Annotated in this window: 25 protein-coding genes; 13 read left to right on the plus strand and 12 right to left on the minus strand. The window is 58.9% G+C overall.

Annotation, left to right across the window (positions count from 1 at the left end; all coding sequences use genetic code 11):
* Nucleotides 1-7: 7 nt before the first annotated feature.
* From EK369_RS16500 to EK369_RS16540, 9 genes are all read left to right on the plus strand, one after another.
* Nucleotides 8-1459 carry a TadA family conjugal transfer-associated ATPase gene (locus EK369_RS16500; protein WP_127115369.1) on the plus strand — a complete coding sequence of 484 codons (1452 nt, stop codon included), beginning with the start codon at nt 8-10 and terminating at the stop codon, nt 1457-1459.
* Between the two features lie 5 nt (nt 1460-1464).
* Entirely contained in the window at nt 1465-2433 is a 969-nt protein-coding gene (locus tag EK369_RS16505; protein WP_127115370.1) for a type II secretion system F family protein, read from the plus strand.
* A 19-nt stretch (nt 2434-2452) separates the two neighbouring features.
* Nucleotides 2453-3406 carry a type II secretion system F family protein gene (locus tag EK369_RS16510; protein WP_127115371.1) on the plus strand — a complete coding sequence of 318 codons (954 nt, stop codon included), beginning with the start codon at nt 2453-2455 and terminating at the stop codon, nt 3404-3406.
* 10 nt (nt 3407-3416) lie between these two features.
* Nucleotides 3417-3980, plus strand: a complete 564-nt coding sequence (locus tag EK369_RS16515; protein WP_235871457.1) for a tetratricopeptide repeat protein — start codon at nt 3417-3419, stop codon at nt 3978-3980.
* Nucleotides 3981-4011: 31 nt separating this feature from the next.
* A complete protein-coding gene (locus EK369_RS16520; protein ID WP_127115372.1) occupies nt 4012-4860 on the plus strand; it encodes a tetratricopeptide repeat protein in 849 nt (282 codons plus the stop codon).
* An 11-nt stretch (nt 4861-4871) separates the two neighbouring features.
* Nucleotides 4872-5405 carry an A24 family peptidase gene (locus EK369_RS16525; RefSeq protein WP_127115373.1) on the plus strand — a complete coding sequence of 178 codons (534 nt, stop codon included), beginning with the start codon at nt 4872-4874 and terminating at the stop codon, nt 5403-5405.
* 103 nt (nt 5406-5508) lie between these two features.
* Nucleotides 5509-6816: a DUF8689 domain-containing protein gene (locus EK369_RS16530; protein WP_127115374.1), complete on the plus strand. Its 1308-nt coding sequence runs from the start codon at nt 5509-5511 to the stop codon at nt 6814-6816.
* A 96-nt stretch (nt 6817-6912) separates the two neighbouring features.
* Nucleotides 6913-7728 carry an NAD(P)-dependent oxidoreductase gene (locus EK369_RS16535; protein ID WP_127115375.1) on the plus strand — a complete coding sequence of 272 codons (816 nt, stop codon included), beginning with the start codon at nt 6913-6915 and terminating at the stop codon, nt 7726-7728.
* 76 nt (nt 7729-7804) lie between these two features.
* Nucleotides 7805-8500, plus strand: coding sequence for a CDP-alcohol phosphatidyltransferase family protein (locus tag EK369_RS16540; protein ID WP_127115376.1), 696 nt, complete (start codon nt 7805-7807; stop codon nt 8498-8500).
* Between the two features lie 51 nt (nt 8501-8551).
* Here EK369_RS16540 and EK369_RS16545 read toward each other — a convergent pair whose 3' ends face one another.
* Together EK369_RS16545 and ileS are read right to left on the minus strand one after the other, a co-directional pair.
* The gene (locus EK369_RS16545; protein ID WP_127115377.1) at nt 8552-9004 is read right to left on the minus strand and encodes a methylated-DNA--[protein]-cysteine S-methyltransferase; all 453 of its coding nucleotides are present in this window, start codon (nt 9002-9004) and stop codon (nt 8552-8554) included.
* A gap of 119 nt (nt 9005-9123) precedes the next feature.
* Nucleotides 9124-12057 (minus strand): isoleucine--tRNA ligase, encoded by a 2934-nt coding sequence (gene ileS, locus EK369_RS16550; protein ID WP_127115378.1) that lies wholly within the window; start codon nt 12055-12057, stop codon nt 9124-9126.
* 296 nt (nt 12058-12353) lie between these two features.
* Between ileS and EK369_RS16555 the strand changes: the two genes are divergently transcribed.
* Nucleotides 12354-12761 carry a group III truncated hemoglobin gene (locus EK369_RS16555; RefSeq protein WP_127115379.1) on the plus strand — a complete coding sequence of 136 codons (408 nt, stop codon included), beginning with the start codon at nt 12354-12356 and terminating at the stop codon, nt 12759-12761.
* A gap of 38 nt (nt 12762-12799) precedes the next feature.
* Here EK369_RS16555 and EK369_RS16560 read toward each other — a convergent pair whose 3' ends face one another.
* Genes EK369_RS16560 through EK369_RS16570 form a run of 3 tightly spaced genes read right to left on the minus strand, consistent with a single transcriptional unit; the run spans nt 12800 to nt 15656 of the window.
* Nucleotides 12800-13792, minus strand: coding sequence for a YcjF family protein (locus EK369_RS16560; RefSeq protein WP_127115380.1), 993 nt, complete (start codon nt 13790-13792; stop codon nt 12800-12802).
* A complete protein-coding gene (locus tag EK369_RS16565) occupies nt 13789-14244 on the minus strand; it encodes a GNAT family N-acetyltransferase (RefSeq protein WP_127115381.1) in 456 nt (151 codons plus the stop codon). The genes EK369_RS16560 and EK369_RS16565 overlap by 4 nt, the downstream gene beginning before the upstream one ends.
* Nucleotides 14241-15656, minus strand: a complete 1416-nt coding sequence (locus EK369_RS16570; RefSeq protein ID WP_127115382.1) for a YcjX family GTP-binding protein — start codon at nt 15654-15656, stop codon at nt 14241-14243. Before EK369_RS16570 ends, EK369_RS16565 begins: the two co-directional genes overlap by 4 nt.
* 112 nt (nt 15657-15768) lie before the next feature.
* Here EK369_RS16570 and truA point away from each other — a divergent pair, with 112 nt between their 5' ends.
* On the plus strand, nt 15769-16536 hold the full coding sequence (gene truA, locus EK369_RS16575) for a tRNA pseudouridine(38-40) synthase TruA (RefSeq protein WP_127115383.1): 768 nt from the start codon (nt 15769-15771) through the stop codon (nt 16534-16536).
* Nucleotides 16537-16716: 180 nt separating this feature from the next.
* Nucleotides 16717-17838, plus strand: a complete 1122-nt coding sequence (locus EK369_RS16580) for a beta-ketoacyl-ACP synthase III (protein WP_127115384.1) — start codon at nt 16717-16719, stop codon at nt 17836-17838.
* Between the two features lie 407 nt (nt 17839-18245).
* Here the strand turns inward: EK369_RS16580 and EK369_RS16585 are convergent, their stop codons facing one another.
* Together EK369_RS16585 and EK369_RS16590 are read right to left on the minus strand one after the other, a co-directional pair.
* Entirely contained in the window at nt 18246-19139 is an 894-nt protein-coding gene (locus EK369_RS16585; protein ID WP_127115385.1) for a helix-turn-helix transcriptional regulator, read from the minus strand.
* Nucleotides 19140-19141: 2 nt separating this feature from the next.
* The gene (locus tag EK369_RS16590) at nt 19142-19603 is read right to left on the minus strand and encodes a hypothetical protein (protein WP_127115498.1); all 462 of its coding nucleotides are present in this window, start codon (nt 19601-19603) and stop codon (nt 19142-19144) included.
* 372 nt (nt 19604-19975) lie between these two features.
* Here EK369_RS16590 and EK369_RS16595 point away from each other — a divergent pair, with 372 nt between their 5' ends.
* On the plus strand, nt 19976-20557 hold the full coding sequence (locus EK369_RS16595; RefSeq protein ID WP_127115386.1) for a thymidine kinase: 582 nt from the start codon (nt 19976-19978) through the stop codon (nt 20555-20557).
* Here the strand turns inward: EK369_RS16595 and EK369_RS16600 are convergent.
* The 5 genes from EK369_RS16600 to EK369_RS16620 all read right to left on the minus strand — a co-directional run bounded on the left by EK369_RS16600 (nt 20554) and on the right by EK369_RS16620 (nt 24656).
* Complete coding sequence (locus EK369_RS16600; protein ID WP_127115387.1) at nt 20554-21510, minus strand: 2-hydroxyacid dehydrogenase; 957 nt, start codon at nt 21508-21510, stop codon at nt 20554-20556. The genes EK369_RS16595 and EK369_RS16600 overlap by 4 nt on opposite strands.
* Nucleotides 21507-21848, minus strand: a complete 342-nt coding sequence (locus EK369_RS16605; RefSeq protein ID WP_127115388.1) for a tRNA-binding protein — start codon at nt 21846-21848, stop codon at nt 21507-21509. Before EK369_RS16605 ends, EK369_RS16600 begins: the two co-directional genes overlap by 4 nt.
* Complete coding sequence (gene proC / locus EK369_RS16610) at nt 21841-22653, minus strand: pyrroline-5-carboxylate reductase (RefSeq protein WP_127115389.1); 813 nt, start codon at nt 22651-22653, stop codon at nt 21841-21843. The genes EK369_RS16605 and proC overlap by 8 nt, the downstream gene beginning before the upstream one ends.
* 32 nt (nt 22654-22685) lie before the next feature.
* The gene (locus EK369_RS16615) at nt 22686-23186 is read right to left on the minus strand and encodes a type III secretion system chaperone family protein (RefSeq protein ID WP_127115390.1); all 501 of its coding nucleotides are present in this window, start codon (nt 23184-23186) and stop codon (nt 22686-22688) included.
* 246 nt (nt 23187-23432) lie between these two features.
* Nucleotides 23433-24656, minus strand: a complete 1224-nt coding sequence (locus tag EK369_RS16620) for an efflux RND transporter periplasmic adaptor subunit (RefSeq protein WP_127115391.1) — start codon at nt 24654-24656, stop codon at nt 23433-23435.
* Nucleotides 24657-24658: the final 2 nt, after the last annotated feature.

Below are 24658 nucleotides of genomic sequence, written 5' to 3' on the forward strand. Positions count from 1 at the left end.
GTAGAAGATGTTTTCACGCTACAAAAAACCAACGGACGCAAAACCGGTTGCAGCTCAGAACGCCGCAGCGGAGCTCGCCCCAGAAAAAACACCTGCGGCCAAGGCCCCTGCCCCGCAGCCAAAAGTTGCACGTCGCCCAATGCAAAATGCGTCGGCCAAAGCGAATCCGGTGGACAAGGAACGCAAACGCAAAGAACGCCTTGGCGAGATCAAACTGGAACTACACCGCGAGTTGCTGGACAACCTGAACCTCGCAGCACTGGAATCGGCTTCTGAGAACGATCTGCGTAACGAAATCAGCGCCATTGCCGCCGAGGTTTTGCAGGACCGGGCCATCGTTCTGAACCGGGAAGAACGCTCGACTCTGAACCAGGAACTTTATGATGAGGTTACCGGGCTTGGCCCGCTGGAACCCTTGCTCAAGGATGAAACCGTCAGTGATATCCTGATTAACGGTCCGCAGCAGATCTTTATCGAACGCAACGGTAAGCTGACTCTCTCGGACATCACGTTCAAGGATGAAAAGCACCTGATGCGGATCATCGACAAGATTGTCTCGGCCGTAGGACGTCGCGTTGATGAATCTAACCCCTACGTCGACGCCCGTCTTCAGGATGGTTCGCGTTTCAACGCCATGGTGCCACCGATCGCGGTAGACGGTTCTCTGGTGTCGATCCGGAAATTCAAAAAGGACAAACTCGGCATCGACGAGTTGGTCAACTTCGGGGCTTTCTCGGAACAGATGGCTGCCTATCTGCAAGCTGCCGTCGCGACACGTCTGAACGTGATCGTGTCAGGTGGTACAGGGTCCGGTAAAACCACAACCCTTAACGCGCTCTCGTCCTTTATCGACAATGCGGAACGTATCCTGACAATCGAGGACACCGCCGAACTCCAGCTGCAACAGACACACGTCGGCCGCATGGAATCGCGCCCTCCTAACGTCGAAGGCAAAGGCGAGGTTTCCCCCCGCGACTGTCTGAAAAACGCCCTGCGGATGCGCCCCGACCGCATCATCGTGGGCGAAACACGCGGTGAAGAGGTGATCGACATGCTGCAGGCGATGAACACCGGCCACGACGGCTCGATGACCACGATCCACGCCAACAACGCGCGCGATGGCATTGCACGTCTGGAAAACATGATCGCAATGGCCGGAATCGAAATGCCGCTTAAGGCCGTGCGTTCCCAGATCTCCTCGGCTGTGAACCTGATTGTGCAGGCTTCACGCCTTCAGGACGGCTCGCGCCGGATGACTTCGATCACCGAGATCACAGGCATGGAGGGCGACGTGATCTCGATGCAGGAAATCTTCCGCTTTCAGCGCACCGGGCTCACGCCCGACAATAAAATCATCGGCCACTTCACGGCCTCAGGTGTACGCAGCCATTTTTCCGAGCGTTTTCGCCTCTGGGGATATGACTTGCCAGCCGAAATCTATGAACCAACCGCGGGGTAACGACAATGCCATTTAGCCCGGAACTCTTGATCTACGGTATGATCTTCATCGGCGTCGTTGTGCTGGTTGAAGGCGTTTACCTTACGGTCTTTGGCCGCTCGATCAGCCTTAACAACCGCGTCAATCGCCGCCTTGAAATGCTCGACAAGGGCGCCCGACGTGACGAGGTGCTGGAACAGCTCCGCAAGGAAATGCAGCAGCACGCCAAGGTGCGTTCGATCCCCCTTTACTCGTTGCTGTCTGCAAAAGCCCAAAAAGCCGCAATTGCCTTTACGCCCAAACAGCTGATGATGCTGATGGTTGCGGTTTCTGTTGTAGCCTTTATCGCCCTGACCATCGGGACTTCAACCGGTCCCGCGATGAACGCAGCCATCTCAGTTATTGCCGGTATTGGCGGTGTTTACTTCTGGGTCAGCTCCAAGGCGGGCAAACGCATGTCCCAGATCGAAGAGCAACTGCCTGACGCCATTGAGCTCATGGTGCGCTCTTTGCGTGTAGGCCACCCTTTCACTTCGGCGATCCAAATCGTCGCCAAGGAAATCGACGACCCGCTCGCGACCGAGTTCGGCGTGATCGCCGACGAAAGCGCGTATGGCCGCGATGTCGGAGAAGCGCTGAAAGAAATGGCTGAACGGCTGGATATGCAGGACCTGCGCTTCCTGGCCGTGGCCGTGACCATCCAGCAACAATCCGGTGGCAACCTGGCTGAGATTCTCGCGGGTTTGTCCAAAGTGATCCGCGCCCGTTTTCGCCTGTTCCGCCGGGTAAAAGCCATCACGGCCGAGGCCAAATGGTCGGGCAAGTTTTTGTCGGGTTTCCCAGTGGCCTGTCTGATCTTCATCAACCTCAGCGACCCACACTACTATGACGAAGCGATGAAGCACCACTTGTTCATCCCCGCTTGCATCGCTGTGGGTCTATTCCTGGCAGCCAACCTGTTCGTCATGCGCATGCTGACCGACATCAAAGTGTAACGCGAAAGGAGTCCGACCCATGGAGTTTCTGACTAACACCCTCGGCCCCTTTGGCCCCATCATCATTGTTGGCGCGCTTGGCGTGCTGATGATCCTTGCAATCATCCCGCTCATGCTAAAGCAACGCGACGACCCGCTGGAAAAGCTGAAACGCAACGAAGCCGGTGATGGCAGTAAGAAGCAGGATCGCAAGGAAAAGCTGCGACGCGCTTCTGCCAATGAAAAACTAGCCAAGTACAAAACCTTCCTTGAACCGCAGAACGAAGAAGAACTCGCCGGCATCAAACTAAAACTGATGCAAGCTGGTTATCAGTCACGCGATGCTGTGCGGGCCTTTCACCTGGCACAGATGCTTCTGGGTGTTGTCGGCCTGATTGGCGGTGTCAGCTACTTCATGTTGACCAAAGCGGGTACAGGAGCTTCGACGCAAGACACACTGATGAGCATCCTTGGCCCCGGTGCCGTGGGATACTTCTTGCCAAAGTACTGGATCACCCGCCGTGTCGAAAGCCGGAAAGAAGAAATTACCCAAGGCTTCCCCGACTCGCTCGACATGCTCTTGGTTTGTGTCGAAGCAGGTCAGTCATTGGATCAATCCATCGTCAGGGTGGCCCGCGAACTGCGCGCATCGTTTCCTTCGCTGGCCGATGAATTCGAGATCGTTTCTTATGAAATGAAGGCCGGGAAAGACAAAGCCGCCGTTCTGGGCGACATGGGCGAACGGTGCGGCGTACAGGACGTGGCCTCATTCGTGACAGTTCTGATCCAGTCGACCACTTTTGGGACGTCGATTGCAGAAGCCTTGCGGGTCTACGCCGGAGAAATGCGGGACAAACGCGTGATGCGCGCGGAAGAGGCTGCAAACAAGTTGCCAACCAAGATGACGCTTGCCACTATGATGCTGACCGTTCCGCCGCTCCTCATCATCCTTGTGGGGCCGTCGGTCATCAACATTACGCAGCTCGGGCAGTAAGAGACACAACATGCGATCTGCCAAGACCCTGGCATTAATGGGTCTGACCCTAACAACCTTGGCCGCCTGTGACACGGGCGGCTTTGGTGCGTCCAAAGACAGCCCCTATGCCCCCACCGGAACCTCCAAGAACGAGGCTGTAGATGGACTCGAGGTTGGCGACCGCCTCATGGCCGCAGGGCAGTATGAACTTGCACTCGACGCCTATACCCGCGCTGCTGTTGAACAAGGATTGACAGCTGACGTTCTGACTTCGGTTGGCTGGGCCAACATCGCGCTTGGGCGCCTTGGCCAGGCAGAAAAGCATCTCCAAGCCTCCCTCGAGCTTGATGAAAACCGGGCGGATACTTGGAACAACCTTGGCGTTTTGCTCATGGAGCGAAATGAATTCTCCCAAGCAGTGCAGTATTTTCAAAAGGCCTATGCACTGGATAATGGCGAAAGTGACTCAATTCGCGATAATTTGCGCTTAGCGCTCGCAAAAATGGAAAATCCGTCTTATGATGACGAACAATCAGAATACAAATTGGTGCGGCGAGGTGGCGGAGACTACCTGATCCGAACAACACCATAAGAAGGCAAGAGCAGTAAAAGGACGCACGAATATGCGCCACCCCCTTCTTGTAACCCTGTTAGTAACAGGTGTGACCGTTCTCGCGGGATGTGAGAATACGGACGGAGAATCCGTTGAGCGCGCGTTGCAGGACGTGAATGCGATCGACGAAACCAACCTGTCAGACGTGATGTTGACTGTCGCCGACCCCAACGAAGCGGTGTCCTACTTTCAGCGTACACTCAAAGACAACCCTGACCGCATTGACATTCAACGTGGGCTAGCGGTTTCTCTGGTGCGTGCCCGGCGCTACACCGAGGGTGTGCCCGCCTGGAAAAAGGTCACCAAACACAAAGAGTCCACCTCGGTGGACCGAGTCGATTTAGCTGACGCCCAGATCCGCGCGGGTCAATGGGAAGAGGCCGAAGCCACTCTCGATTCCATCCCGCCCACGCATGAGACCTTCAAGCGCTACCGGCTCGAGGCGATGATTGCCGATTCCAACAAAGAGTGGAACAAGGCCGATAGCTACTACGAGACGGCCATCGGCCTGACTACCCGGCCGGCTGGCGTCATGAACAACTGGGGTTACTCCAAACTGACCCGCGGCGATTATGCCGAGGCCGAACGTCTGTTTGGCGAAGCCATTCGTCACGACTCATCGCTTTTCACCGCAAAGAACAACATGGTTCTCGCCCGCGGCGCCCAGCGCAAATACACGCTTCCTGTCCTGCCGATGGACCAGACCGAGCGCGCGCAGCTTTTGCACACGCTGGCCCTTTCGGCGATCAAACAGGGCGACACCGAAACCGGTAAAACCCTGCTGCGCGAAGCGATTGAAACCCACCCCCAACATTTCGAAGCTGCGGTGCGCTCGCTCCGCGCGTTGGAAAACGGCTGAGTTCGCAACAGATGCACATCCCAGCAACGACGGCACTGTGGTTCCTGATCCCGGTTCTGCCAATCTGCCTTTATGTCTTTTTCGCCGACATGAAGTTCAAAAAGATCAGCAACAAGACCGTTTGGGTGCTGTTCATTTCGTTCATCCTATTCGGCCTCGCGCTGTTGCCGTTTGAAACCTTCCTCTGGCGATTTGCCAACTACGCCGTGGTCTTTGCCGTCGGTTTTGCCATGTGGATGCTGCGTCAGGTTGGGGGCGGAGACGTCAAACTGGCCGCAGTCATGGCACTCTTTGTGGATGCCCGGGACAGCGCAACGATACTCTGGATACTCTTTGCCGCCATTCTGGCTGCAACCGCCTCGACACTTATCGCACGCCATACGCCAATCCGCCGCATGGCGCCGGACTGGGCCGCCTGGCGCATGAAGAACCCCGATGATCCGAATTCCGTTGGCGGCGGCACCCAGATGACCCTGCCCATGGGTACGGGTCTTGGGCTGGCGCTTTGCGGCTATCTGATCCTCGGAATCCTTACCGGGGCCTGAATATTGCCACTTTTCTGGTGTTGATTTGGGGCAAATGCCCCAGGAGACCTATGTCCTTCGTAATCGGGGATTCTTGAAGCGAGAAAAGCCCGAGGTCGCGCCGATGAATATGCAAACCAGTAACGTGATGGCCCCCCCGGCCCCCAAACGCCTGGAAGACATGCAACTGCCCGTCGTGATGATGCGCGACATTCTGTTGAAAACAATGTTCCGCAAGAATGTCGACATGGTCTCGGACGTAGCCAAGGCCGTCTGCCTGCCCACCGCAGTAACACAACAGCTGATCGACATGTCACGCGAACAGCGCTTTCTCGAGGCGACCGGAACGCTTAACGCCAACAGTGGTAACGAAATGGGCTATCAGCTGACAGATGCTGGCAAGGCGCGTGCACTGGACGCACTGGCGCAATCCGAGTACTTCGGCCCCATGCCCGTGCCGCTGGATGTCTACCGCGAGCAGATCAAACGCCAGTCGATCCGCAACATCCAGATCACACGTCAGCAACTGACCGCGGCCATGGGTCACCTGATCCTGCCGGACAGCCTGCTGGATCACCTCGGCCCTGCAGTCGGATCAGGCCGCTCAATCCTGATGTACGGCCCTCCGGGCAATGGTAAATCCTCGATCTCCAATGGCATTCGTGACGCCATGGGGGACAAGATCTATGTCCCTCGCGCCATCGAATACGCCGGACAGGTCATCACCGTCTATGACCCCATCGTGCACTCCAAAGCTGAAGGAGACGAACAGGATCCCAACGCACTGCGCCGCGTTGCCCGCTTTGACACGCGCTATGTGAAATGCGACCGGCCCACCGTGATCACCGGGGGGGAATTGTCGCTCAACATGTTGGACCTGGTCTACAATCCTACCGCACGCACCTATCAGGCGCCGCTGCAACTCAAGTCCACCGGCGGCATCTTTATCGTCGATGACCTTGGCCGCCAGGAAGAACCGCCGCAGGCCCTCGTCAACCGCTGGATTGTACCGCTGGAAGAAAACAAAGATATCCTCGCCCTACAGTCGGGAGAGAAATTCGAGGTCCCCTTTGACACGCTGGTGATTTTCTCGACCAACTTCCACCCGAACGAGATCTTTGACCAGGCCGCCCTGCGCCGGATCTTCTACAAGATCAAGATTGACGGGCCGAGCCAGGAAAACTTCCTAAAAATCTTTGCGCTGGTCGCCAAGAAAAAGAAGATGCCACTGGATGAAGCTGCTCTGATCCATCTTTTGAAAAAGAAGTATCCGACCATCGACAATGTCTACGCCAACTACCAGCCGGTGTTCTTGATTGATCAGATGATCTCAATCTGCGAGTTCGAAGGCATCCCCTACCAGATGTCCCCCGAACTCATCGACCGCGCCTGGGCCAACATGTTCGTGAAAGACGAACACATTGTGAAATGAGTACGTAGGTCGGACAAACTTGTCCGACCTACCACCAGCCCTTTCAACTTCATGCAGCCAGCTCTAGACTTTGCCACAAGCAAATGGAGCACGCGCATGGAACTGACCGGAATCGGCGTCGCAGGCTGTGGCCGAATGGGTGAACCCATGCTCGCAGCATTGCTTCGCGCCGGTTTTTTAGCCTTTGGGTTTGACGTGCGTCCTTATAAGGAATTCGAGCTTGTTAAAGGCAACATGCTTGGTCCTCAGGAGTTTTCGCAAAACCTACGCACTCTGATCTCAGTCGTTCGCGACATTCCACAAACCGAAGACGTTTTGTTTGGTGCACAGGGCTTTATTTACTCCCCCAACCTGCAAACCGTAATCCTCTCCTCCACCCTCTCGCCGCGCTACGTGCGCGACCTTCGCAATCGCGTCCCGGACCACATCACTCTGATCGACGCCCCTATGTCCGGTGCCGCCATCGCCGCGGAAGAGGCCCGCCTCTCTTTCATGCTGGGAGGCACCGACGACATCCTGAATACTCATCAACCCCTCTTCGACGCCATGGGCACACATTTTCATCGCATGGGCGGCTATGGCGCGGGGATGCAGGCCAAAGTGCTTAACAACCTCCTTGCCGCGTCGCACACGGCAATGACAAGGCTGGTGCTGGATTGGGCAGATCAGGCCGGGTTGGACGAGGGCAAGCTCCTTGATCTCATCCACACGTCCTCAGGGCAGAACTGGCTCGCGTCCGGCTTTGACGAGATTGAGTTTTCCCGCGACGGCTGGGAGGAGGACAACACCATTGGCATCCTGACCAAGGACGTCGCAAGTGCACTGGACGCGGCCCCCGCCAGAGCGGACACAACCCTGCCCGTAACAGTTCAGGCTGCAATTCGCGCGCTGACCACTCGGCAGCGAAAGTAAAAAAAGTTTCGACCTAGAACAGACCTGCATTTTGAGCCCCGTTGCACCCCGCGTCATTTTCCGGCATGACACCAACATGACATCACAAACCCGCGCGCTTGCTGTTCACCTCTTTACCGCCACCGGTGCGGTCTTTGCCATGCTGTCGATGTTGGCGGCCGTTGAAGGTAAGTGGAGCCTGATGTTCCTCTGGCTTGTGGTCGCGTTTTTTGTCGACGGGCTGGATGGTCCGATGGCACGGAAGTATCACGTCAAGAAATACGCGCCCGAGTTTGACGGTGTGCTTCTGGACCTCATCATCGACTACCTGACTTATGTCTTCATTCCGGCCTTTGCCCTGTTCAAATCCGGATTGATGGATGGATGGACCGGATGGTTCGCGATCATTGTCATCACCTTTGCAAGCTCCATGTATTTTGCAGATACCCGAATGAAAACAAAGGATAATTCTTTTTCGGGATTTCCTGGATGCTGGAACATGGTGGTTCTGGTCATCTTCGCGCTTGAGCCGAATTTCTGGGTCAACTTCGTGATCGTTGCAGCCTTGGCCGTGGCGATGTTCCTGCCCCTGAAGTTTATCCACCCGGTCCGCACCGAGCGGTGGCGCTGGCTGTCGCTGCCCATGGCGCTGGCCTGGACTTTTTTTGCAGGTTGGGCCGCCTGGGTAGACTTTCACCCTGAAAGCTGGGCGCATTGGGGGCTGGTCGTGACCTCCGTTTACCTGTTGTTCGCAGGCGTACTGCAGCAGATGATTCCGGCGAAAAACGCCTAAAAACCCACGTCAGTATCGCGTCGGTGTAACGTCGGTATTACGTCGGTGCTGTCACAGTAAGAACCCGCCGGCTCCTTCCAGACGGAGTAAAGCCACCTTGGTCTCCACCCCGCCTGCCCCGGAAAACCCGGTGAGTCCCTTGGCCCCCATGACCCGGTGGCATGGGATGATAATCGGGATCGGATTGCCCCCACAGGCCCCGCCAACGGCCTGAGCCGGCACCCCAAGATCCTTGGCAATCTCGCCATAGGTACGGGTATAGCCAAAGGGAATGGCAGACATCGCGTCACACACAGCCTGTTGAAATTCAGAACCGTCAACGCGCAGGGGCAAATCAAACGCCTTGCGTTCACCAGCAAAGTAGTCTTGCAACTGCCTGACGGCGTCCTGCAACAGCGGCGTGTCATCCATGCGCCCCTGCCCCCAGTTCACAGCCGTGATTGCGCCGTCAACTTCGGTGACACGCAACTTACCTACCGGGCTATCCATCGTTCGTTCAAACATGTCCCCACCCTGCGCCACAATAAAACGCCCCGCAAGCGGGACGCTGTCTTTTGCGCAACATTCGGATCGCGGGGCCGGTTTGCCGCGCCTCCCCGCGGGGGGCGGCAAACCGATTTCCCTTAGGCCAAGGCCTCGTCACACCGGCCGCAAACCGCCTCGTGTGTGTGGCGGCCCACGTCGGGCAGGATCTTCCAGCAGCGCTGGCACTTTTCACCTTCGGCCTTTTCAAACACCACGCCCACACCTTCGGTCTCCGGCAGGCGGAAAGCCTCGGCTGGCATCGGGTCATTTGACAGCACGATGTCCGAAGTGATGCAGACGTCCTCGAACGCCACCGACCGCAGCGCAGCCAGCGTGTCCTCGTCCCGCACATGCACCACAGGGGCCGCCTCAAGCGAGGCACCGATCACCTTGTCCGTCCGCTGGATTTCCAACGCAGCGGTGACCACCCGGCGGGCTTCGCGCACCTTGGCCCATTTCGCGGCCAGCGGTTCGTCCAGCCAATCGGCAGGTGTATCCGGAATGTCGGTCAGGTGGATCGAGCTGTCATCGCCCGGGAACCGTTCCAGCCAGACCTCTTCCATGGTGAACACCAGCACCGGTGCCAGCCACGTGGTCAGACGGTGGTACAGGATGTCCAGCACGGTGCGTGCGGCACGGCGGCGCGGCGTGTCCCCGTCGCAATAGAGCGCGTCCTTGCGGATATCAAAGTAGAAGGCCGAGAGGTCCACGGTGGCGAAATTGAACACCGCCGAGAACACGCCCGAGAAGTCATAGGCCGCATAGCCTGTGCGCACCTTGTGATCCAGCTCGGCCAGGCGATGCAGAACCCAGCGTTCCAACTCGGGCATCTCCGCAGGATCAACGCGATCTGCCTCGGAGAACCCATCGAGCGAGCCCAGCATGAACCGCATGGTGTTGCGCAGACGGCGATAGCTGTCCGCCACCCCTTTCAGGATCTCCGGGCCGATCCGCTGGTCGTTGGTATAGTCGGTCTGGGCCACCCAGAGACGCAGAATGTCTGCGCCATATTGTTGAACAACCTTCTCGGGCACGATGGTGTTGCCAAGCGATTTGGACATCTTGTTGCCCTTCTCGTCCAGCGTGAACCCGTGTGTCAAAACCCCATGATACGGTGCGCGCCCCTTGGTGCCGCAGGCCTGCAACATCGACGAATGGAACCACCCACGGTGCTGGTCGGTGCCTTCAAGGTAAAGGTCGGCCAGACCATCGTCCGAGCCATCCTCGCGGTCGCGCAGCACAAAGGCGTGAGTCGAGCCAGAGTCAAACCAGACATCAAGGATGTCAAAGACTTGCTCGTAGTCGTCCGCGTTGTAGTCATTACCAAGGAAGCGTTCCTTGGCCCCTTCTGCATACCAGACATCCGCGCCTTCGGCCTCAAAAGCTTCGGCAATCCGTGCGTTCACGGCCTCGTCGCGCAGCAAGAAATCTTCGTCTGTCGGCAGCGCATCTTTCTTGGTGAAACAGGTGAGCGGCACACCCCATGCGCGCTGGCGCGACAGAACCCAGTCGGGGCGCGCCTCGATCATGGAATACAGGCGATTGCGCCCGGTCTTTGGCGTCCATTCCACCAGCTTGTCGATCGAGGTCAGGGCGCGTTCACGGATCGTGGTTCCGTATTCGTCCTGACCGTCCTCGACGTCCTTGTCAACGGCGGCAAACCACTGCGGCGTGTTGCGGAAGATCACCGGCGCTTTGGAGCGCCAGGAGTGCGGATAGCTGTGCGTGACCCGCCCCCGCGCGATCAGGGCGCCGACCCCGGCCAGCGTGTTGATCACGGCAGTGTTGGCACCACCTTCTTTGCCTTTGGGCGTGATGATGACCTCACCGCCAAACAGCGGCAGCGACGCACGGAACGAGCCGTCCTCGATCACGTTATGGGTCATTTGCAACCCGTGTTTCACGCCAAGGATAAAGTCGTCGGCACCATGGCTTGGCGCGGTGTGCACAAAGCCGGTCCCGGCCTCATCCGTCACGTGATCACCCGGCAGCATGGGCACGTCATAGTCCCATTCGCCCGCGCCACCTTCGACGCCGCGCAGCGGGTGGCCACAGATTACCAGGTCCAGCTGTTCGGCACTCACGTCGCGCTTGCGGACAAACTCTTCGACCTTGGCCGATTTCATCACGTCTTCGGCCAGATTGTCGGCCAGAAGGTAATGATCGCCCTTTTGCGCCCAATTGCCCTCAGGTGCCGCTGTTACCTTGTAAAGACCATAGGACAGCTCCGGATTGAACGCGATGGCGCGGTTCGACGGGATCGTCCACGGCGTGGTCGTCCAGATCACCACGTTCACACCCATCAGGCCCGAGCGTGCGCCAGTTGGCTCCACAGCACGCACAACCGGGAATTTTACCCAGATCGTATGGCTCTTGTGGTCGTGATACTCGATCTCGGCCTCGGCCAGCGCGGTCTTTTCAACCGGCGACCACATCACGGGTTTCGAACCCTGATAGAGCGTGCCGTTCATCAGGAATTTCATGAATTCTTCGGCAATCACGCGCTCGGCGTGGAAGTTCATCGTCAGGTAGGGGTTCGACCATTTGCCAGTCACCCCAAGACGTTTGAACTCGTCACGCTGGATATCGATCCAACCCTCGGCGAACTTGCGGCACTCCTGACGGAAGTCGATGACCGGAACCTCGTCCTTGTCCTTGCCCTTGGCGCGGTACTGTTCCTCGATCTTCCATTCAATCGGCAGACCGTGACAGTCCCAGCCGGGGATGTAGCGCGCATCCTTGCCCATCATCTGCTGGCTGCGCACAACCATGTCCTTGAGGATTTTGTTCAGCGCGTGACCGATGTGCAAATGCCCGTTGGCATAAGGGGGGCCATCATGCAGCGTAAAGCTCTCGCGGGCCGTGCCCGAGGCCTTGGCATCCTCGGCCTTCTGGCGCAGCGTGTCATAGATGCTGATGTTCGACCAACGCTCCAGCCATTGTGGTTCGCGTTTGGGAAGACCTGCGCGCATGGGAAAATCGGTTTTCGGCAGGTTCAGCGTGGATTTGTAGTCAGGGGTTTCGGCGCACATCTCTTGGCGTCCTCGTCATAGATCGGATCAAGTTCTGGGTGGGTCGGCGCGGTGTTCCATACGCCTTGTCCCGGCGGCTCGAAATTGTCAGAGCGCCGGGCTGATAATTCGAATAATGATCGCGAATATCCGTGTCATATGACGCCTTATAGGCCTGCAAGCATGGGCCGTAAAGCGGTGAATGAGCCGTATAAACAGGGGTGCACTTTTGTCACCCCTTCACCTGCGGTGTTGCCCTTGCAGACAGATCACCGCCGTGCTTCCTTGCGCGCACTGCCATCAAACTGGATGCACCCATGACCGCCCTGCCCCCCCGCTTTGACATCGCCCGTGACGACATCGCCCGCGTGGTCGCCGCCTTTTATGAACAAATCCGCCAGCACCCCGGTCTCGGTCCGGTCTTTGCCATCCACGTCACCGATTGGCCCGCGCATGAGGAGAAGATCACCCGCTTTTGGGCCAATGCCATTCTTTTCGAGCGCGCCTACGACGGCAATCCGGCACAAATCCACAAACAGTCACAAAGTGTCCGCCCCGGCATGTTCGAACCCTGGCTGGCCCTGTTCGACATGACCCTGAAACGGGAACTCCGCCCAGATCAGGCCGCCGCGTGGTCAGCGCTGGCCCACACCATCGGGCGCAGCCTGCGGGCCTCGGTGGTTGAGCGCAATCAGGGCCCCGGAGGGGTGCCGATCCTGCGGTAAACCGTAGCAAGCCCAAAGCTGCCCCCGCCGTCGCGCTATCACCCTTTGCTGAACAGCCCCGTCAACGCCCGCTTGACGAGCCCAGAGACCGAGGGACGTTTGACGGCGTTGAACGGCAATGGGCGGCAAACCTCAATCGCGGCAACGCCGACCCGCGCAGTCAGGGCGCCATTGACCAGCCCTTCGCCAAACCGGCGGCTGATCTTGGCCAAGGCACCGCCCCCTGCCAAGGTACCGATCAGGTCGTCCCCTGCAGCAACCGCACCCGTTGCAACCAAATGCGTCATCACGGCGCGCGTCAAACGCCAGCTGCCCAGGGTGCCAGAGCGCCCGCCGTATACTTCGGCCACACGGCGGATCATTCGGATATTTGCCGTCAGCGCCGTCACCACATCGGCCAGCGCAAGCGGCACCAGCGCGGTCACGGCTGCGACCTGCCGCGCGGCGGCTTCTACTTCGCGGGTCGCGGCGGCATCCAGTGGAACCAGCACTTCCCGTTCGGCCAGTCCTAACAGGGCATCAGCATCCATCATCTCGCCCTGCCGCTCTTTCAGGCGCTCGCGCCCCCAGGCGGTGTCTGCACGTCCGCCATAAAGCCGTTGCAACTGATCCAGAACCCGACGTGCTTCGTTCAGATCACCCGACGCCAGCGCCGCATCCGCACCGGCGCGCAGGGCATCAACCCGACGCAGCCGCGCAAATCCGGCCAGTTCCCGCAGGATCATCACCAGCGAAACCAACAGGAAAACCGCCACCAAAGCCGTTACCGCTGCTCCCAACAGGGGCGACCGCGCCACCAACCCGGTCACAAAGTCCCAGGCTGCAATCGAGATCACTGTCGTCAGGATCAGCCCCAAGAGCCCCCAGAACCACCGCGCCAGACGCGACGAGGGCCGCGCGGCAAGTTGCGCCGCCATCTGCATCGCCTGCCCTTCGGGCAAGGCCTCGGGCAGGTCAGGCACTGGCGGAGCTTGGGCCACATCCGGGGCGTCCTGCGTCTCAAGGTCAATCAGAACAGGGCCATTGCTCATGTTATGTCCTCTTGTGGCCGGGTTCGACGAAACAGGATGTCCGCCAATCCCTCTGCATTGTCTTCGCCATTTGTGGTTTTTATGGTGGTAAACCCTTCACGTTCATAAAAGCGCTGCCCGCCTCGGTTCATCTGAAAGCACCATAAGTCAAGGGTTTCCCCTGACCTTTGTGCCGCGTTCAACAGGGTTGCCCCCACTCCGCGGCCTCGGGCATCGGCTTGCAGATAAAGCGCCACGATGGTCTGCCCTCCCTGCGCAAGAAAACCGATTACTTTGCCCTGTTCCTCAGCCACAATCATGGCCTCACCTGCGATCAGACCAGCGCAAAAAGCCATGGTTTCCCCACGTGTATGCAGAACCGGCATCCACGGTGTCGCCTCGATCCAGTCCTGCAGAATCGTGCCCGTGGCCCCGATGTCACTTGCCACAGCTAACCGCACCTCACACGTCATAACTTGTCTCCGATCAGGAACTCAGCTGCCTTGTCCATCCGGATATGCGGCGGGCCTTCACCGGGTTTCAGGGTCAGGTGAGCCGGCGCAAAGCGCATCACCTGGTAATCCCCATCCAGCCACTTGTCGCTGCCCTCACGCGCCGGAGTCAGCAGGTGGTTTGGATCCTCTGGCAAATCCCCGGGATAGAACGCCGCCTGTTTGCCCGTGTCGAGCAACTGACCGCGCACACAGTCCAGTGGCTTGCCCTCGTGCGACAGTGTGGCTTCTGTGGTGGCTCTGACCGAGGCCAGCGCCAAGGACTGCGTTCCCGCCCCTGCAAAACGCGCCCGGTCAGCCGCATCGCGGGTCAGGGCCTGCATGATCGCACTCAGCCGTGGATGCTGTGTATGGTGCAGGTGATCTGCCTTGGTGGCCGCAAACAAAACCTTTTCAACCCGCTTACCGCGCAGAAGCTGCGACAGGAACCCGTTGGACCCAGGGCGAAAGGCCGTCAGCGTATCCGCCATGGCCAGCCGCAGGTCTTCGACCGCCTGTGGTCCGGTGTGGATCGCATCCAGCGCGTCAACCAGAACCACCTGCCGGTCAATGCGCGAAAAATGATCACGAAAAAACGGCTTTACGACCTTTGATTTATAGGCCTCGAACCGGCGCTCCATCTCGCGGTGCAGGCTGCCCCTTTTGGACGGCTCCGCCCATGGGATTGGAGCAAAAGTCAGCACAGGCGACCCTTCAAGTTCACCCGGCAGCAAAAAACGGCCCGGCGTGCAGCGGTAATACCCTTCTGAACGCGCAACAGTGAGGTAACGCGCAAAGCATTTTGCAAGATCCTGCGCCAGCGCTTCGTCATGTTTGGCCGTGGGATCCACAGCGCGAAGGCGCTCCATGACCCCTTGGGCGCTGGCGCGGCTATTGAGCCAACTCAACGTGCCATCAGACCACTCGTTGAAACTCTTGTTCAACAGGCCGAGGTCCAACAGCCATTCACCGGGATAGTCCACGATATCCAGATGCACGGTGCGCGGCCCCTGCAGCCCCGACAAGAGGCCCGCCGGGCGCACCTTGAGCGACAGGCGCAACTCGCTCACAGCGCGCGTGCTGTCAGGCCAGGATGGGGTCCGGGACGTCAGTGCCGCGAGGTGGGTTTCATAGTCGAACCGGGGTACTGTGTCGTCCGGTTGCGGTTGTAGATAGGCTGCGGCGATGCGCCCTTCGGCCTGCGCCGTCAGCCCCGACATCCGCCCCCGATCCAGAAGGTTTGCGACCAAAGAGGTGATGAACACCGTCTTGCCGGACCGCGCCAACCCGGTGACACCCAGCCGGATCACCGGCTCGAACAGGGCTTCCGAGACCGAGTCACTCATGGATTCGACGCCGCGCGTCACGCTGTCTGCCAATGTGGAAAGGACCAATCCGGACTCCTGTTGCTGCCCTGCTCCAACCTAGGCAGCACTAAGGCGCATTGCTAGGGGGGAGCTTACCCCAAGGCTTCCCCTCGCTGCGCGAATCCGCTACCCAGCGCCCATGCCCAGAATTGCGCTGAAAGTCGAATACCACGGGAAACCCTTTGCCGGGTGGCAAAGGCAGGCGGATCAGCCGTCTGTTCAGGGTGCCATCGAAGATGCGCTGGCGAAACTTGAGCCGCGCCAACACACGATTGCCGCCGCCGGACGCACAGACGCAGGTGTACATGGGCTGGCGCAGGTGGCCCACTGCGATATGGACAAAGACTGGGCGCCGTTCCGCCTCTCAGAAGCGCTGAACCACCATCTGAAGCCGCTGCCCGTGGCCATTGTCGATGCGGCGCGGGTCGATGACGACTGGCACGCGCGCTTTTCTGCGGTTGAACGACGCTACCTCTTCCGCATCCTGATGCGCCGCGCCCCGGCCACCCATCTCGACGGCCTTGTCTGGCGGGTGAACCAGCCGCTGGATGCCCAAGCTATGCAGGCGGGCGCAGATCACCTGATCGGCCATCACGACTTCACCACGTTTCGCAGCTCGATCTGCCAGTCGGCCAGCCCGGTCAAAACCCTGGACGAGCTGCGTGTGGAAGAGGTCGACACATTCTGGGGTCCGGAAATCCATTTCCACGTGCGCGCGCGCTCCTTCCTGCACAATCAGGTGCGCAGCTTTGTCGGCACATTGGAACGTGTCGGCGCCGGCGCATGGTCCCCCGAGGATGTCAGAACCGCGCTCGAAGCCAAGTCCCGCGCCGCCTGCGGACCAGTCTGTCCCCCCCAGGGCCTCTACCTCGCCGGGGTCGGTTACCCGGATAATCCTTTCACCTGATCCTATCTCTTCTTTTGGCCAAAAGTATCCCGGGGTGAATTGGCCGCAGGCCAAGAGGGGCTGGCCCCTTTCCAGGGTTAGCTTTGCTGCGCCACGCCACCCCGCATTCCCTTAGGGCAACTCTTGACCCCTTAACGTGAAATGGTGCTTTCTATGACGCACCCAAACACGAGGTCCGCCATGTTCAAGCCCGTCATCACCGGCACCGGAGTCTTTACCCCCGATCAGGTCATCACCAACGAAGAACTGGTCACGGCCTTCAACGCCTATGCGGACCAGGAGAACGCCAAACATGCCGAGGCAATTGCCGCAGGCGAGATGGCCGCACTTGAACATTCCTCAACCGATTTCATCTACAAGGCCTCAGGCATCGAACAGCGATATGTGATCGACAAGTCCGGGGTTTTGGATCCCGAGGTCATGCATCCGCTCTTCCCAGAGCGTGACGACGAAGCGCCTTCGTTGATGGCGGAAATGGCCGTGGACGCCTGCACCAAGGCGCTGGCCCAGGCTGGCGTGACAGCGGATGAGATCGACCTCGTGATCTGCGCTGCCTCGAACCTCGAGCGGGCCTATCCGGCCGTGGCCATCGAAATTCAACAGGCGCTTGGCGCGGGCGGCTTTGCCTTTGACATGAATGTGGCCTGCTCCTCGGCCACCTTTGGCATTCAGGCCGCGGCCGACATGGTGCGCTCTGGCTCGGTGCAAAAAGCCATCGTCGTGAACCCCGAGATCTGCTCGGCGCATCTGGAATGGCGCGACCGCGATTGCCACTTCATCTTTGGTGACGTTGCCACCGCCACCGTGATCGAACGCGAAGAAGACGCCAAAGGCGACCACTTCGAAATCCTCTCGACCCGTTGCGCCACGCAATTTTCCAACAATATCCGCAACAACAATGGTTTCCTGCGCCGCTCACGGCCCTATGGCATGGAAGACCGGCGCGACATGCAGTTCATGCAAAACGGGCGCAAGGTCTTCAAAGAGGTGCTGCCGATGGTGTCGAGCCACATCCTGGGGCACATGGCTGACAACGGTGTTACCAGCACGGATCTAAAGCGTATCTGGCTGCATCAGGCAAATAAGACCATGAATGATTTCATCGGCAAGAAAGTACTGGGCCGCACACCGGAAGCCGGAGAACAACCCAATATTCTCCAGGACTATGCCAACACGTCATCCGCAGGCTCGATCATTGCCTTTTCTCAGAATTCACAGGATCTCCAGCCCGGCGATCATGGGCTGATCTGTAGCTTTGGGGCCGGGTATTCGGTGGGCTCGATCCTTGTTCGAAAACACTGACGCCAAATTCCGGGGCGTGGACTGATTCCAAGACATAGGCCATATTCTTCACAAATTAACTGACATAAATAACAGTCAAACCAATCTTTCCTGCAAGAATTAACAGTATAAAAACCAGCCGACCTGTGGATTTCCTTACCTTACAGACGCCGGGCTTTGCGGTACCCTGATTTTGGGAGTTTGGTGCAATTCCAGCCGTTTCCCCAGATGGCTGCACCGATGAATTGACGGCAATTGGCGTTCTGTTCGCTTCTGCATCGTGCCTTGGTACGGTGACCGGGTGTGAGTGGCCCGGATTTCCGTGAGACTTTTCATGACCAAGGGTGCCCCTTTGTGGGCACCCTATTTCTTTGGTGACCCATGGTGTTCCACACCAAATGCCGTTTCAGGCACGTCGCAACAATGCTTTAGCTTCTTGTGCGCACCCGAATGCCGCCCTTACCGCTTGCCCCTTTTTGAGGAAGCCCCATTTCGACACGCACCGTGTGGCTTTCGCCCGTTGTGCCTTCCAGAGGATCAGGCAAAATACCCATGCTCATCGCCAGCGCAGCAAGCTCGGCGCGATTGGACAGGCCGGTCTTTTTCAGAATGTTGTTCATGCGCTGGCGTACGGCAGAAACGGTGATCCCCAACTCTTCGGCAATTACCTTGTCCTGCATGCCGCCGCCAATCATCTGCAGAAGCTCGCGTTGCTTGTCGGTGATGCGGTTGCGTTCCGAGAACTCCGCAGCAAAGTGTGTCATGTAACGCTGATGACCGGACAACGCCGCCACATTCAGGGTCCAGCCGTGCATGCGGATGATGTGCTCCATCTCGCGGCGCGAATGGTCGCCGGAAAAGGTGATGAGCGCAGCCTGTGGCGGGGCGTGCAACCGCAAGGGCACGGAAAATCCGGCCCGTATGCCGCGACGGCCCGCCTCGCGCAGGACTTCGTAACGGGCCTGGGGGATGTGGCGATATTCCTCAACGAACTCGACCCCAACCGCGATGGGCGTCAGGTGATGCATGGCGTGGCTGCGGAAATAGGACCAGCGCGCGAGGTCCGGATCGCGGTTTACAGCATTGAGCCAGCTTGAGTCGTATGAGGTCAGAACGAACTGGGTTTTCTTCCAGTTGGCGTAATTGCTCGACGCAATCATGTCGACATATGGCAGGTTCAGCTGCCGACCAAGCTCGACGATCAACCGCCACACATCCGAAGAGTGGCCGGTGTTTTCCAAGTCCAACAGAAAGTCGCGCAGAGTGTCGGGGGTGTGGTTCTCGGCCTCGACCGGCGGGCGACGATCTGCGGGCGCCCCCATACTTAGGTGGTTTCCTCTTCGAGATGCAGCTTCATCTCGATCAACACATGCTGAAGAGCGGCCGTTTCTTTCAACATGCGCTTGGCTTCGTTCACGGTGATGACGCCATCCTCGATGGATTGGTTGTATTCGGCCATCAGCATCGCAAAACGCTGGCTCAGCGCGATCATTTCTTTGTTGACGCCACCTTCGCGATTGGACTGATTGCGGCGGCTCTCATTATAAGACAGGCTAATGCCTTTCAACTCGGCCAGAGCCGACGTCACATGTGGATAGGACGAAGCTTCTTCCAGCGCGGCGACGGCGTCGATGGGCATGAAACGGTCGGCATGTTCTTCGTTGTGGGAATAGTATCGCCCCAGCGTTGCCTTGGACTTGCCGGTCAATTCGCAAGCCGCCTCAATCCCTACATCTTTGACCAAGGCCTCAGAATGCTTTTTCAGATAAGAACCTACGCTGGCCACACTCATGTCCCCCAAAACACAGAATCCCCTGGAAGAGGGGAAATCACACAGTCGTTTCCCCTTAAAGGGTTAGGAGGTTTTTGTCATTTGTAAAGTGTTCGCGAAATGTCGCGGACGATCGGATGTCCGCTCTCTCGGACTAGGGCATTCGCATGGGGTCGCCTACCAACGTGGCATTTTTCGGTCATGGGGCGCGCTGCCGGTTTTGTGAGTGTTTTGCTTTCCACCATCCCCATGAGGCACTGTCTCGGGAAAGCAGGGTGTGAGTTACGGCAGGTCCGGGGAAGTCGTGTTCTGGATTTCCCCGGCCCCGTGCCCGAGGCATGCGAAACCGGCTTGCATCCATGGTCTGAGCCGTCTTATCACCCGGCCATGGCCAAGCTTTACTTTCACTACTCCACCATGAATGCCGGCAAGTCGACCGTGCTGTTGCAGGCGTCGCACAACTACCGTGAACGCGGCATGGACACCTATCTGCTGACCGCGCGTTTCGACAATCGCGCAGGCGAAGGTCGGATTGCCTCACGGATCGGGATTGGCGAACACGCGGATACGTTTGACGACTGCGACGACCTCTTTCAAAAAATCGAAGCCCGGCAGGCCCGGGGCGATTTTGCCTGCGTCTTCATCGACGAAGCACAGTTCCTGAGCGAAGAGCAGGTCTGGCAACTGGCACGCGCCGTGGACGATCTGCGGGTGCCGGTGATGTGCTACGGCCTGCGCGTCGATTTTCAGGGCAAACTGTTTCCCGGCTCAGCCGCACTTCTGGCGCTGGCAGACGAAATGCGCGAGGTGCGCACCATTTGTCATTGCGGAAAAAAGGCCACCATGGTTGTCCGGCAGGGCCAAGACGGTCACGCCCTGCGTGAGGGCGCGCAGGTGCATATCGGCGGCAACGAGACCTATGTATCCCTCTGCCGCCGCCATTGGCGCGAGGCCATGGGAGGCCCCTAGTTCACCCGATTGGGCAGGTCGTGGCCTGCGCGATGCGCCTTAAGGTTTTCAACCGCCATCAGCCCCATGTTCACCCGTACTTCCAGCGCTGCGGTGCCGAGATGCGGCAACAGCGTCACGTTGTCGAGGGCGCGCAAAGCTTTGGGCACGTCCGGTTCGAACTCGTAGACATCCAGCCCCGCACCGCCAATCTCGCCACTTTGCAATGCCGCGATCAGGGCGGTTTCATCTACCACATCCCCGCGTGAGATATTGATGAAATGAGCATGAGACTGCATTGAACGGAAAACCTCCGCATTGATGAGGTGCCGTGTTGCACCGCCCCCCGGAACGGCGGCAACAAGAACATCAACCCGGCTGGCCAACTCCCCAAGCGTTTCAGCGCGTGTTGCATTGAAGCCCAACGTCTTGGCCGAGCGATTGAAATAGACAACCGACATACCAAAACCAAAGTGGCAGCGACGGGCGATGGCTTCGCCGATACGCCCCATGCCGACGATGCCAACTGTCTTGCCAGAAAGATGCATGCCCAGCATCTGTGTCGGATGCCAGCCGTCCCATTGACCGGCCCGCACCAGCCGTTCGCCCTCACCGGCGCGGCGCGCGCTCATCAGCATCAGCGTCATGGCAGTATCTGCCGTTGCATCCGTGACTGCGCCGGGCGTGTTGCTGACAACGATCCCGACCTCAGCCGCCGCCTCTGCATCGATATGATTGTAACCCACGCCAAAATTCGCCAGCACCTTGCAGCGCGGGTTCGGCACGGCCTCAAAGACCTCGCGGCTGAAGTTATCCCTCAGGGTCGGCAATACCGCATCATAGTCGCTGAGCGCGGCGTGCAGTTCGCTCTCATCCAAAGGAGCAGTCGAAGACCGCACCGTGACATCATAAAGACCGGTCAGTTCGGACACGACCTCCTCGGGCAGAGGCCGCGTAATCAGCAGTGTTTTCAATGCATACGCCCCCCGGCTGGTACTTTCATGTCAGGGCCGATCAGAACGATCTCTCCATTCTCATCGGGCAGCCCCAGAACCAGAATCTCGGACATGAACTTGCCGATCTGGCGGGCGGGAAAGTTGACCACCGCCATGACCTGTTTGCCAATCAGCTGCTCGGGGTCGTAATGCCTTGTGATCTGGGCCGAGCTTTTGCGCTCTCCCAGCTCGTCACCAAAGTCGACCCACAGCTTGATCGCGGGTTTGCGGGCTTCGGGATAAGGTTCTGCCCGCGTGACGATGCCGACACGGATGTCAACCTTGAGGAAATCATCAAAGGAAATCTCGTCAGCCATTGGCCAGCTCCCGTGAGCGGTCCGCCGCCGCAGCAACGGTTTTCCGCATCAGGTCGGGCAGCCCCGTGACCTCGTCCATCAGAACCTCAAGCCCCGCCTGCGTGGTGCCATTCGGGCTGGTGACATTGATGCGCAACTGCGACGGGGTGTCATCCGCCTCTTCCGCCAGGGCCCCTGCCCCGGCCACCGTGGCCTTGGCCAGAGCCATGGCAAGCTCCGGGGCCAGGCCCTGCGCCTCACCCGCCGCTGCCAGGGTTTCGATCATGTGGAACACATAGGCTGGCCCGGACCCGGACACGCCAGTTACCGCGTCCATTTGATCTTCGCTTTCCAGACGCACGACTTGCCCGACTACGGACAGCAGCGCCTCGGCCAGATCAAGATGCGCCGCGCCCTTGGAGTTACCGATGATCGCGGTGATGCCCTTGCCCACGGCGGCCGGTGTGTTTGGCATGGCGCGAATAACCGGAGTGTCGCCGCCCAGAACCGCTTCGTAATGCGAGATGCCGATGCCCGCGGCGACTGACAGGAAAATCGTATCGCCATTGCCCATCGGTTGAAGCACCGGCAATGCCTCGGCCATGATCTGAGGTTTCACGGCGACCAGCACGATGGCCGGACTCTCTGGCAGCTCCGCATTCACGTGTACGCCTGAACCTTTGACCCAGTCACTCGGAAACGGGTCCTGCACCCAGACCGAAGTGGCTGGCAGACCCTGCGCCAGCCAGCCCTGCAACATGGCAGAGCCCATTTTCCCGCAGCCCAGCAAAACCAGCCCGCGCGCGGCAATAACATCCATCGACATGAAGTCCCCCTGATTGTCCTCGGGGGAAAGGTTTACGCCCGACCGTAGGCCTCTGCAATGGCGACCTGCATGGCGCCGTCAACGCTGCGGTCTCCCCAGACAGCCAGCTGGAACGCCGGATAGAACCTCTCGGCGCTCATCACCGCCGCCTGGATCATGGTGTCGATCTGGTCGGGGCTCGCGACCTGGCCCCCCGCCAGAACCAGACCATAGCGGTAGATCATCAGCTTTTGCGGTTTCCAGAAGGTGAAGGCGCCCGCCCAGCATTGGTCGTTAACGGCGTTCAGCACCTCGTGCAGCTGAGGCAGCTTCTCTTCCGGTGGCTCCATTTCGAACGAACACACCAGCCGAAGGGTTTCGTCATACGCCGACCAGGCCAGCGTGATCGAATAGGTGCGCCACTGACCTTCGACCGCCATGGCGATCTGGTCATCTGCAATACGGTCAAAGCTCCAATCGTGGTATTCGGCAATATGCTCGACGATGTCGATCGGATGCGCGTCTTCTTCCAGATATGTCTCTGACAGTGCCATGGCCCCACCTCTTTTCTGCTCTTGCGCCGGGGAAATGGCAGCGCCCCTAGCGCTTGGTGCCTGCTCTAGGGAAAGCGTACTTTTGCGCCTTCCTTACCAGATATGGTGGTATGTAAGCGGCGGTCTGTAAAGCAAAATATTTGTGGATAACGCAATAAGTTGTGGATAGTTCTGAGCGACGCACAAGAGTTTGTCACATTCCTGTGTCGTGAAATCCCGAGAATTCTTGCGCTGCGAGCCTTACGTCTACTGCCCCGTACGCGGCGCAACCTTGGCCCCAGCCATCAACCCCGCCGACGGATAGAGCACGACGGTTTCCCCAGACTCGAGGCCGGTCAGAACCTGCGCGTCGATACCATTGTTCTCACCTATCTCAACAACCCGAAGTGCCGTCACATCATCTTGAACGACAAAGACGGCCCAATTGCCATTGTCCCGAAACAGGGCGCTCGATGGGGCGATCACGGTTTCGGCGACCTCCCAAACGACAATACGGGTTTCCACACGAAATCCATGACCCAGCGACGCGCGGCTCTCGGGCGGGTCCGTGAACTGAATCACCGCATTGACGCGCTGCTCTTCCACGCCCAGCGCCGAGTATTTCGTGAACCCCCATGGGTCAATACGTTCGACTTCACCGTTCAAATCTCCGCTGCCACCCCAGTTGGTGATCAGTACCCGGTCTCCGGTGTTCACCTTGACAGCATCCGTCGAGAGAAGCTCCACAACCACCTCCAGGTCTGTATCGGTATCTCCCACCTCCAGCACCGGAGCACCGGCGGGCAGAATGGTTTCACTTTGCTGGATCACCTGCAAAACCACGCCGGTAATCGGTGACGGCAGGTCAATGGCTTCGGTCGCGACAGCGGCGCGGTTCTGGCCCGCGGTGTCAAAGCTGATCAGGTTCGCTCGGGCATTGTTCAGGTCCGCAATGCGCATTGAGATCGCCGCCCGGGCGGTATCTACAACGGCGTCTGAGGCCCGCATCTTGCTGACAGCGCGGTCCAATGTCGCCTGAGAGACGTTCTCTTGCTGAAAAAGCGTACGCGCCCGGTTGAGATCGGTGCGCGCAAGATCACGGTCGGCCATGGCCTTGTTCAGGTCAGCCTCGGCCACACGCAAAGCCGCCTCGGACGCCGCAATCGCCGCCTTGGCCTGTTCGCGGGTCCGGATATCCAGCGCTGCCGGGTTGGTTGGCAACATGCGGGCCACGATTGTCTCGCCCTTGGTCACCTGATCTCCCGGTTGCAGGTCAACCCGCAGCAAATGCCCGGCGATGGGCGTGGAGACCACGTAAGGATCACGCACCCGCGTGCGCGCCTCTTCATCCACGGTCTGCATCATGGTCCCGCGTCGCACTTCGCCCATGTCCACAAGCACCGGCTGCGGCCAAAAGGCGGCAGCAAGCCCTGCAGCAACTAGCGCGGCGGCCCCTAGGGTCAGGATTCTGCGAGACTGTTTCTTGGCCATGA

This window comes from Shimia sediminis, assembly GCF_003990645.1.
Lineage (GTDB): Bacteria > Pseudomonadota > Alphaproteobacteria > Rhodobacterales > Rhodobacteraceae > Shimia > Shimia sediminis.

Excerpts from the sequence above, each read along its gene's own strand:
- EK369_RS16565 (WP_127115381.1), bottom strand. The coding sequence starts at position 14,244 with ATGACGTGTGAGGTGCGGTTAGCTGTGGCAAGTGACATCGGGGCCACG.
- ileS (WP_127115378.1), bottom strand. The coding sequence starts at position 12,057 with ATGTGCGCCGAAACCCCTGACTACAAATCCACGCTGAACCTGCCGAAA.
- EK369_RS16595 (WP_127115386.1), top strand. The coding sequence starts at position 19,976 with ATGGCCAAGCTTTACTTTCACTACTCCACCATGAATGCCGGCAAGTCG.
- EK369_RS16510 (WP_127115371.1), top strand. The coding sequence starts at position 2,453 with ATGGAGTTTCTGACTAACACCCTCGGCCCCTTTGGCCCCATCATCATT.
- EK369_RS16520 (WP_127115372.1), top strand. The coding sequence starts at position 4,012 with ATGCGCCACCCCCTTCTTGTAACCCTGTTAGTAACAGGTGTGACCGTT.
- EK369_RS16605 (WP_127115388.1), bottom strand. The coding sequence starts at position 21,848 with ATGGCTGACGAGATTTCCTTTGATGATTTCCTCAAGGTTGACATCCGT.
- EK369_RS16535 (WP_127115375.1), top strand. The coding sequence starts at position 6,913 with ATGGAACTGACCGGAATCGGCGTCGCAGGCTGTGGCCGAATGGGTGAA.
- EK369_RS16505 (WP_127115370.1), top strand. The coding sequence starts at position 1,465 with ATGCCATTTAGCCCGGAACTCTTGATCTACGGTATGATCTTCATCGGC.
- truA (WP_127115383.1), top strand. The coding sequence starts at position 15,769 with ATGCCCAGAATTGCGCTGAAAGTCGAATACCACGGGAAACCCTTTGCC.
- EK369_RS16500 (WP_127115369.1), top strand. The coding sequence starts at position 8 with ATGTTTTCACGCTACAAAAAACCAACGGACGCAAAACCGGTTGCAGCT.
- EK369_RS16560 (WP_127115380.1), bottom strand. The coding sequence starts at position 13,792 with ATGAGCAATGGCCCTGTTCTGATTGACCTTGAGACGCAGGACGCCCCG.
- EK369_RS16540 (WP_127115376.1), top strand. The coding sequence starts at position 7,805 with ATGACATCACAAACCCGCGCGCTTGCTGTTCACCTCTTTACCGCCACC.
- EK369_RS16615 (WP_127115390.1), bottom strand. The coding sequence starts at position 23,186 with ATGGCACTGTCAGAGACATATCTGGAAGAAGACGCGCATCCGATCGAC.
- EK369_RS16555 (WP_127115379.1), top strand. The coding sequence starts at position 12,354 with ATGACCGCCCTGCCCCCCCGCTTTGACATCGCCCGTGACGACATCGCC.
- EK369_RS16515 (WP_235871457.1), top strand. The coding sequence starts at position 3,417 with ATGCGATCTGCCAAGACCCTGGCATTAATGGGTCTGACCCTAACAACC.
- EK369_RS16545 (WP_127115377.1), bottom strand. The coding sequence starts at position 9,004 with ATGTTTGAACGAACGATGGATAGCCCGGTAGGTAAGTTGCGTGTCACC.
- EK369_RS16585 (WP_127115385.1), bottom strand. The coding sequence starts at position 19,139 with ATGGGGGCGCCCGCAGATCGTCGCCCGCCGGTCGAGGCCGAGAACCAC.
- proC (WP_127115389.1), bottom strand. The coding sequence starts at position 22,653 with ATGTCGATGGATGTTATTGCCGCGCGCGGGCTGGTTTTGCTGGGCTGC.
- EK369_RS16620 (WP_127115391.1), bottom strand. The coding sequence starts at position 24,656 with ATGGCCAAGAAACAGTCTCGCAGAATCCTGACCCTAGGGGCCGCCGCG.
- EK369_RS16580 (WP_127115384.1), top strand. The coding sequence starts at position 16,717 with ATGTTCAAGCCCGTCATCACCGGCACCGGAGTCTTTACCCCCGATCAG.
- EK369_RS16530 (WP_127115374.1), top strand. The coding sequence starts at position 5,509 with ATGAATATGCAAACCAGTAACGTGATGGCCCCCCCGGCCCCCAAACGC.
- EK369_RS16525 (WP_127115373.1), top strand. The coding sequence starts at position 4,872 with ATGCACATCCCAGCAACGACGGCACTGTGGTTCCTGATCCCGGTTCTG.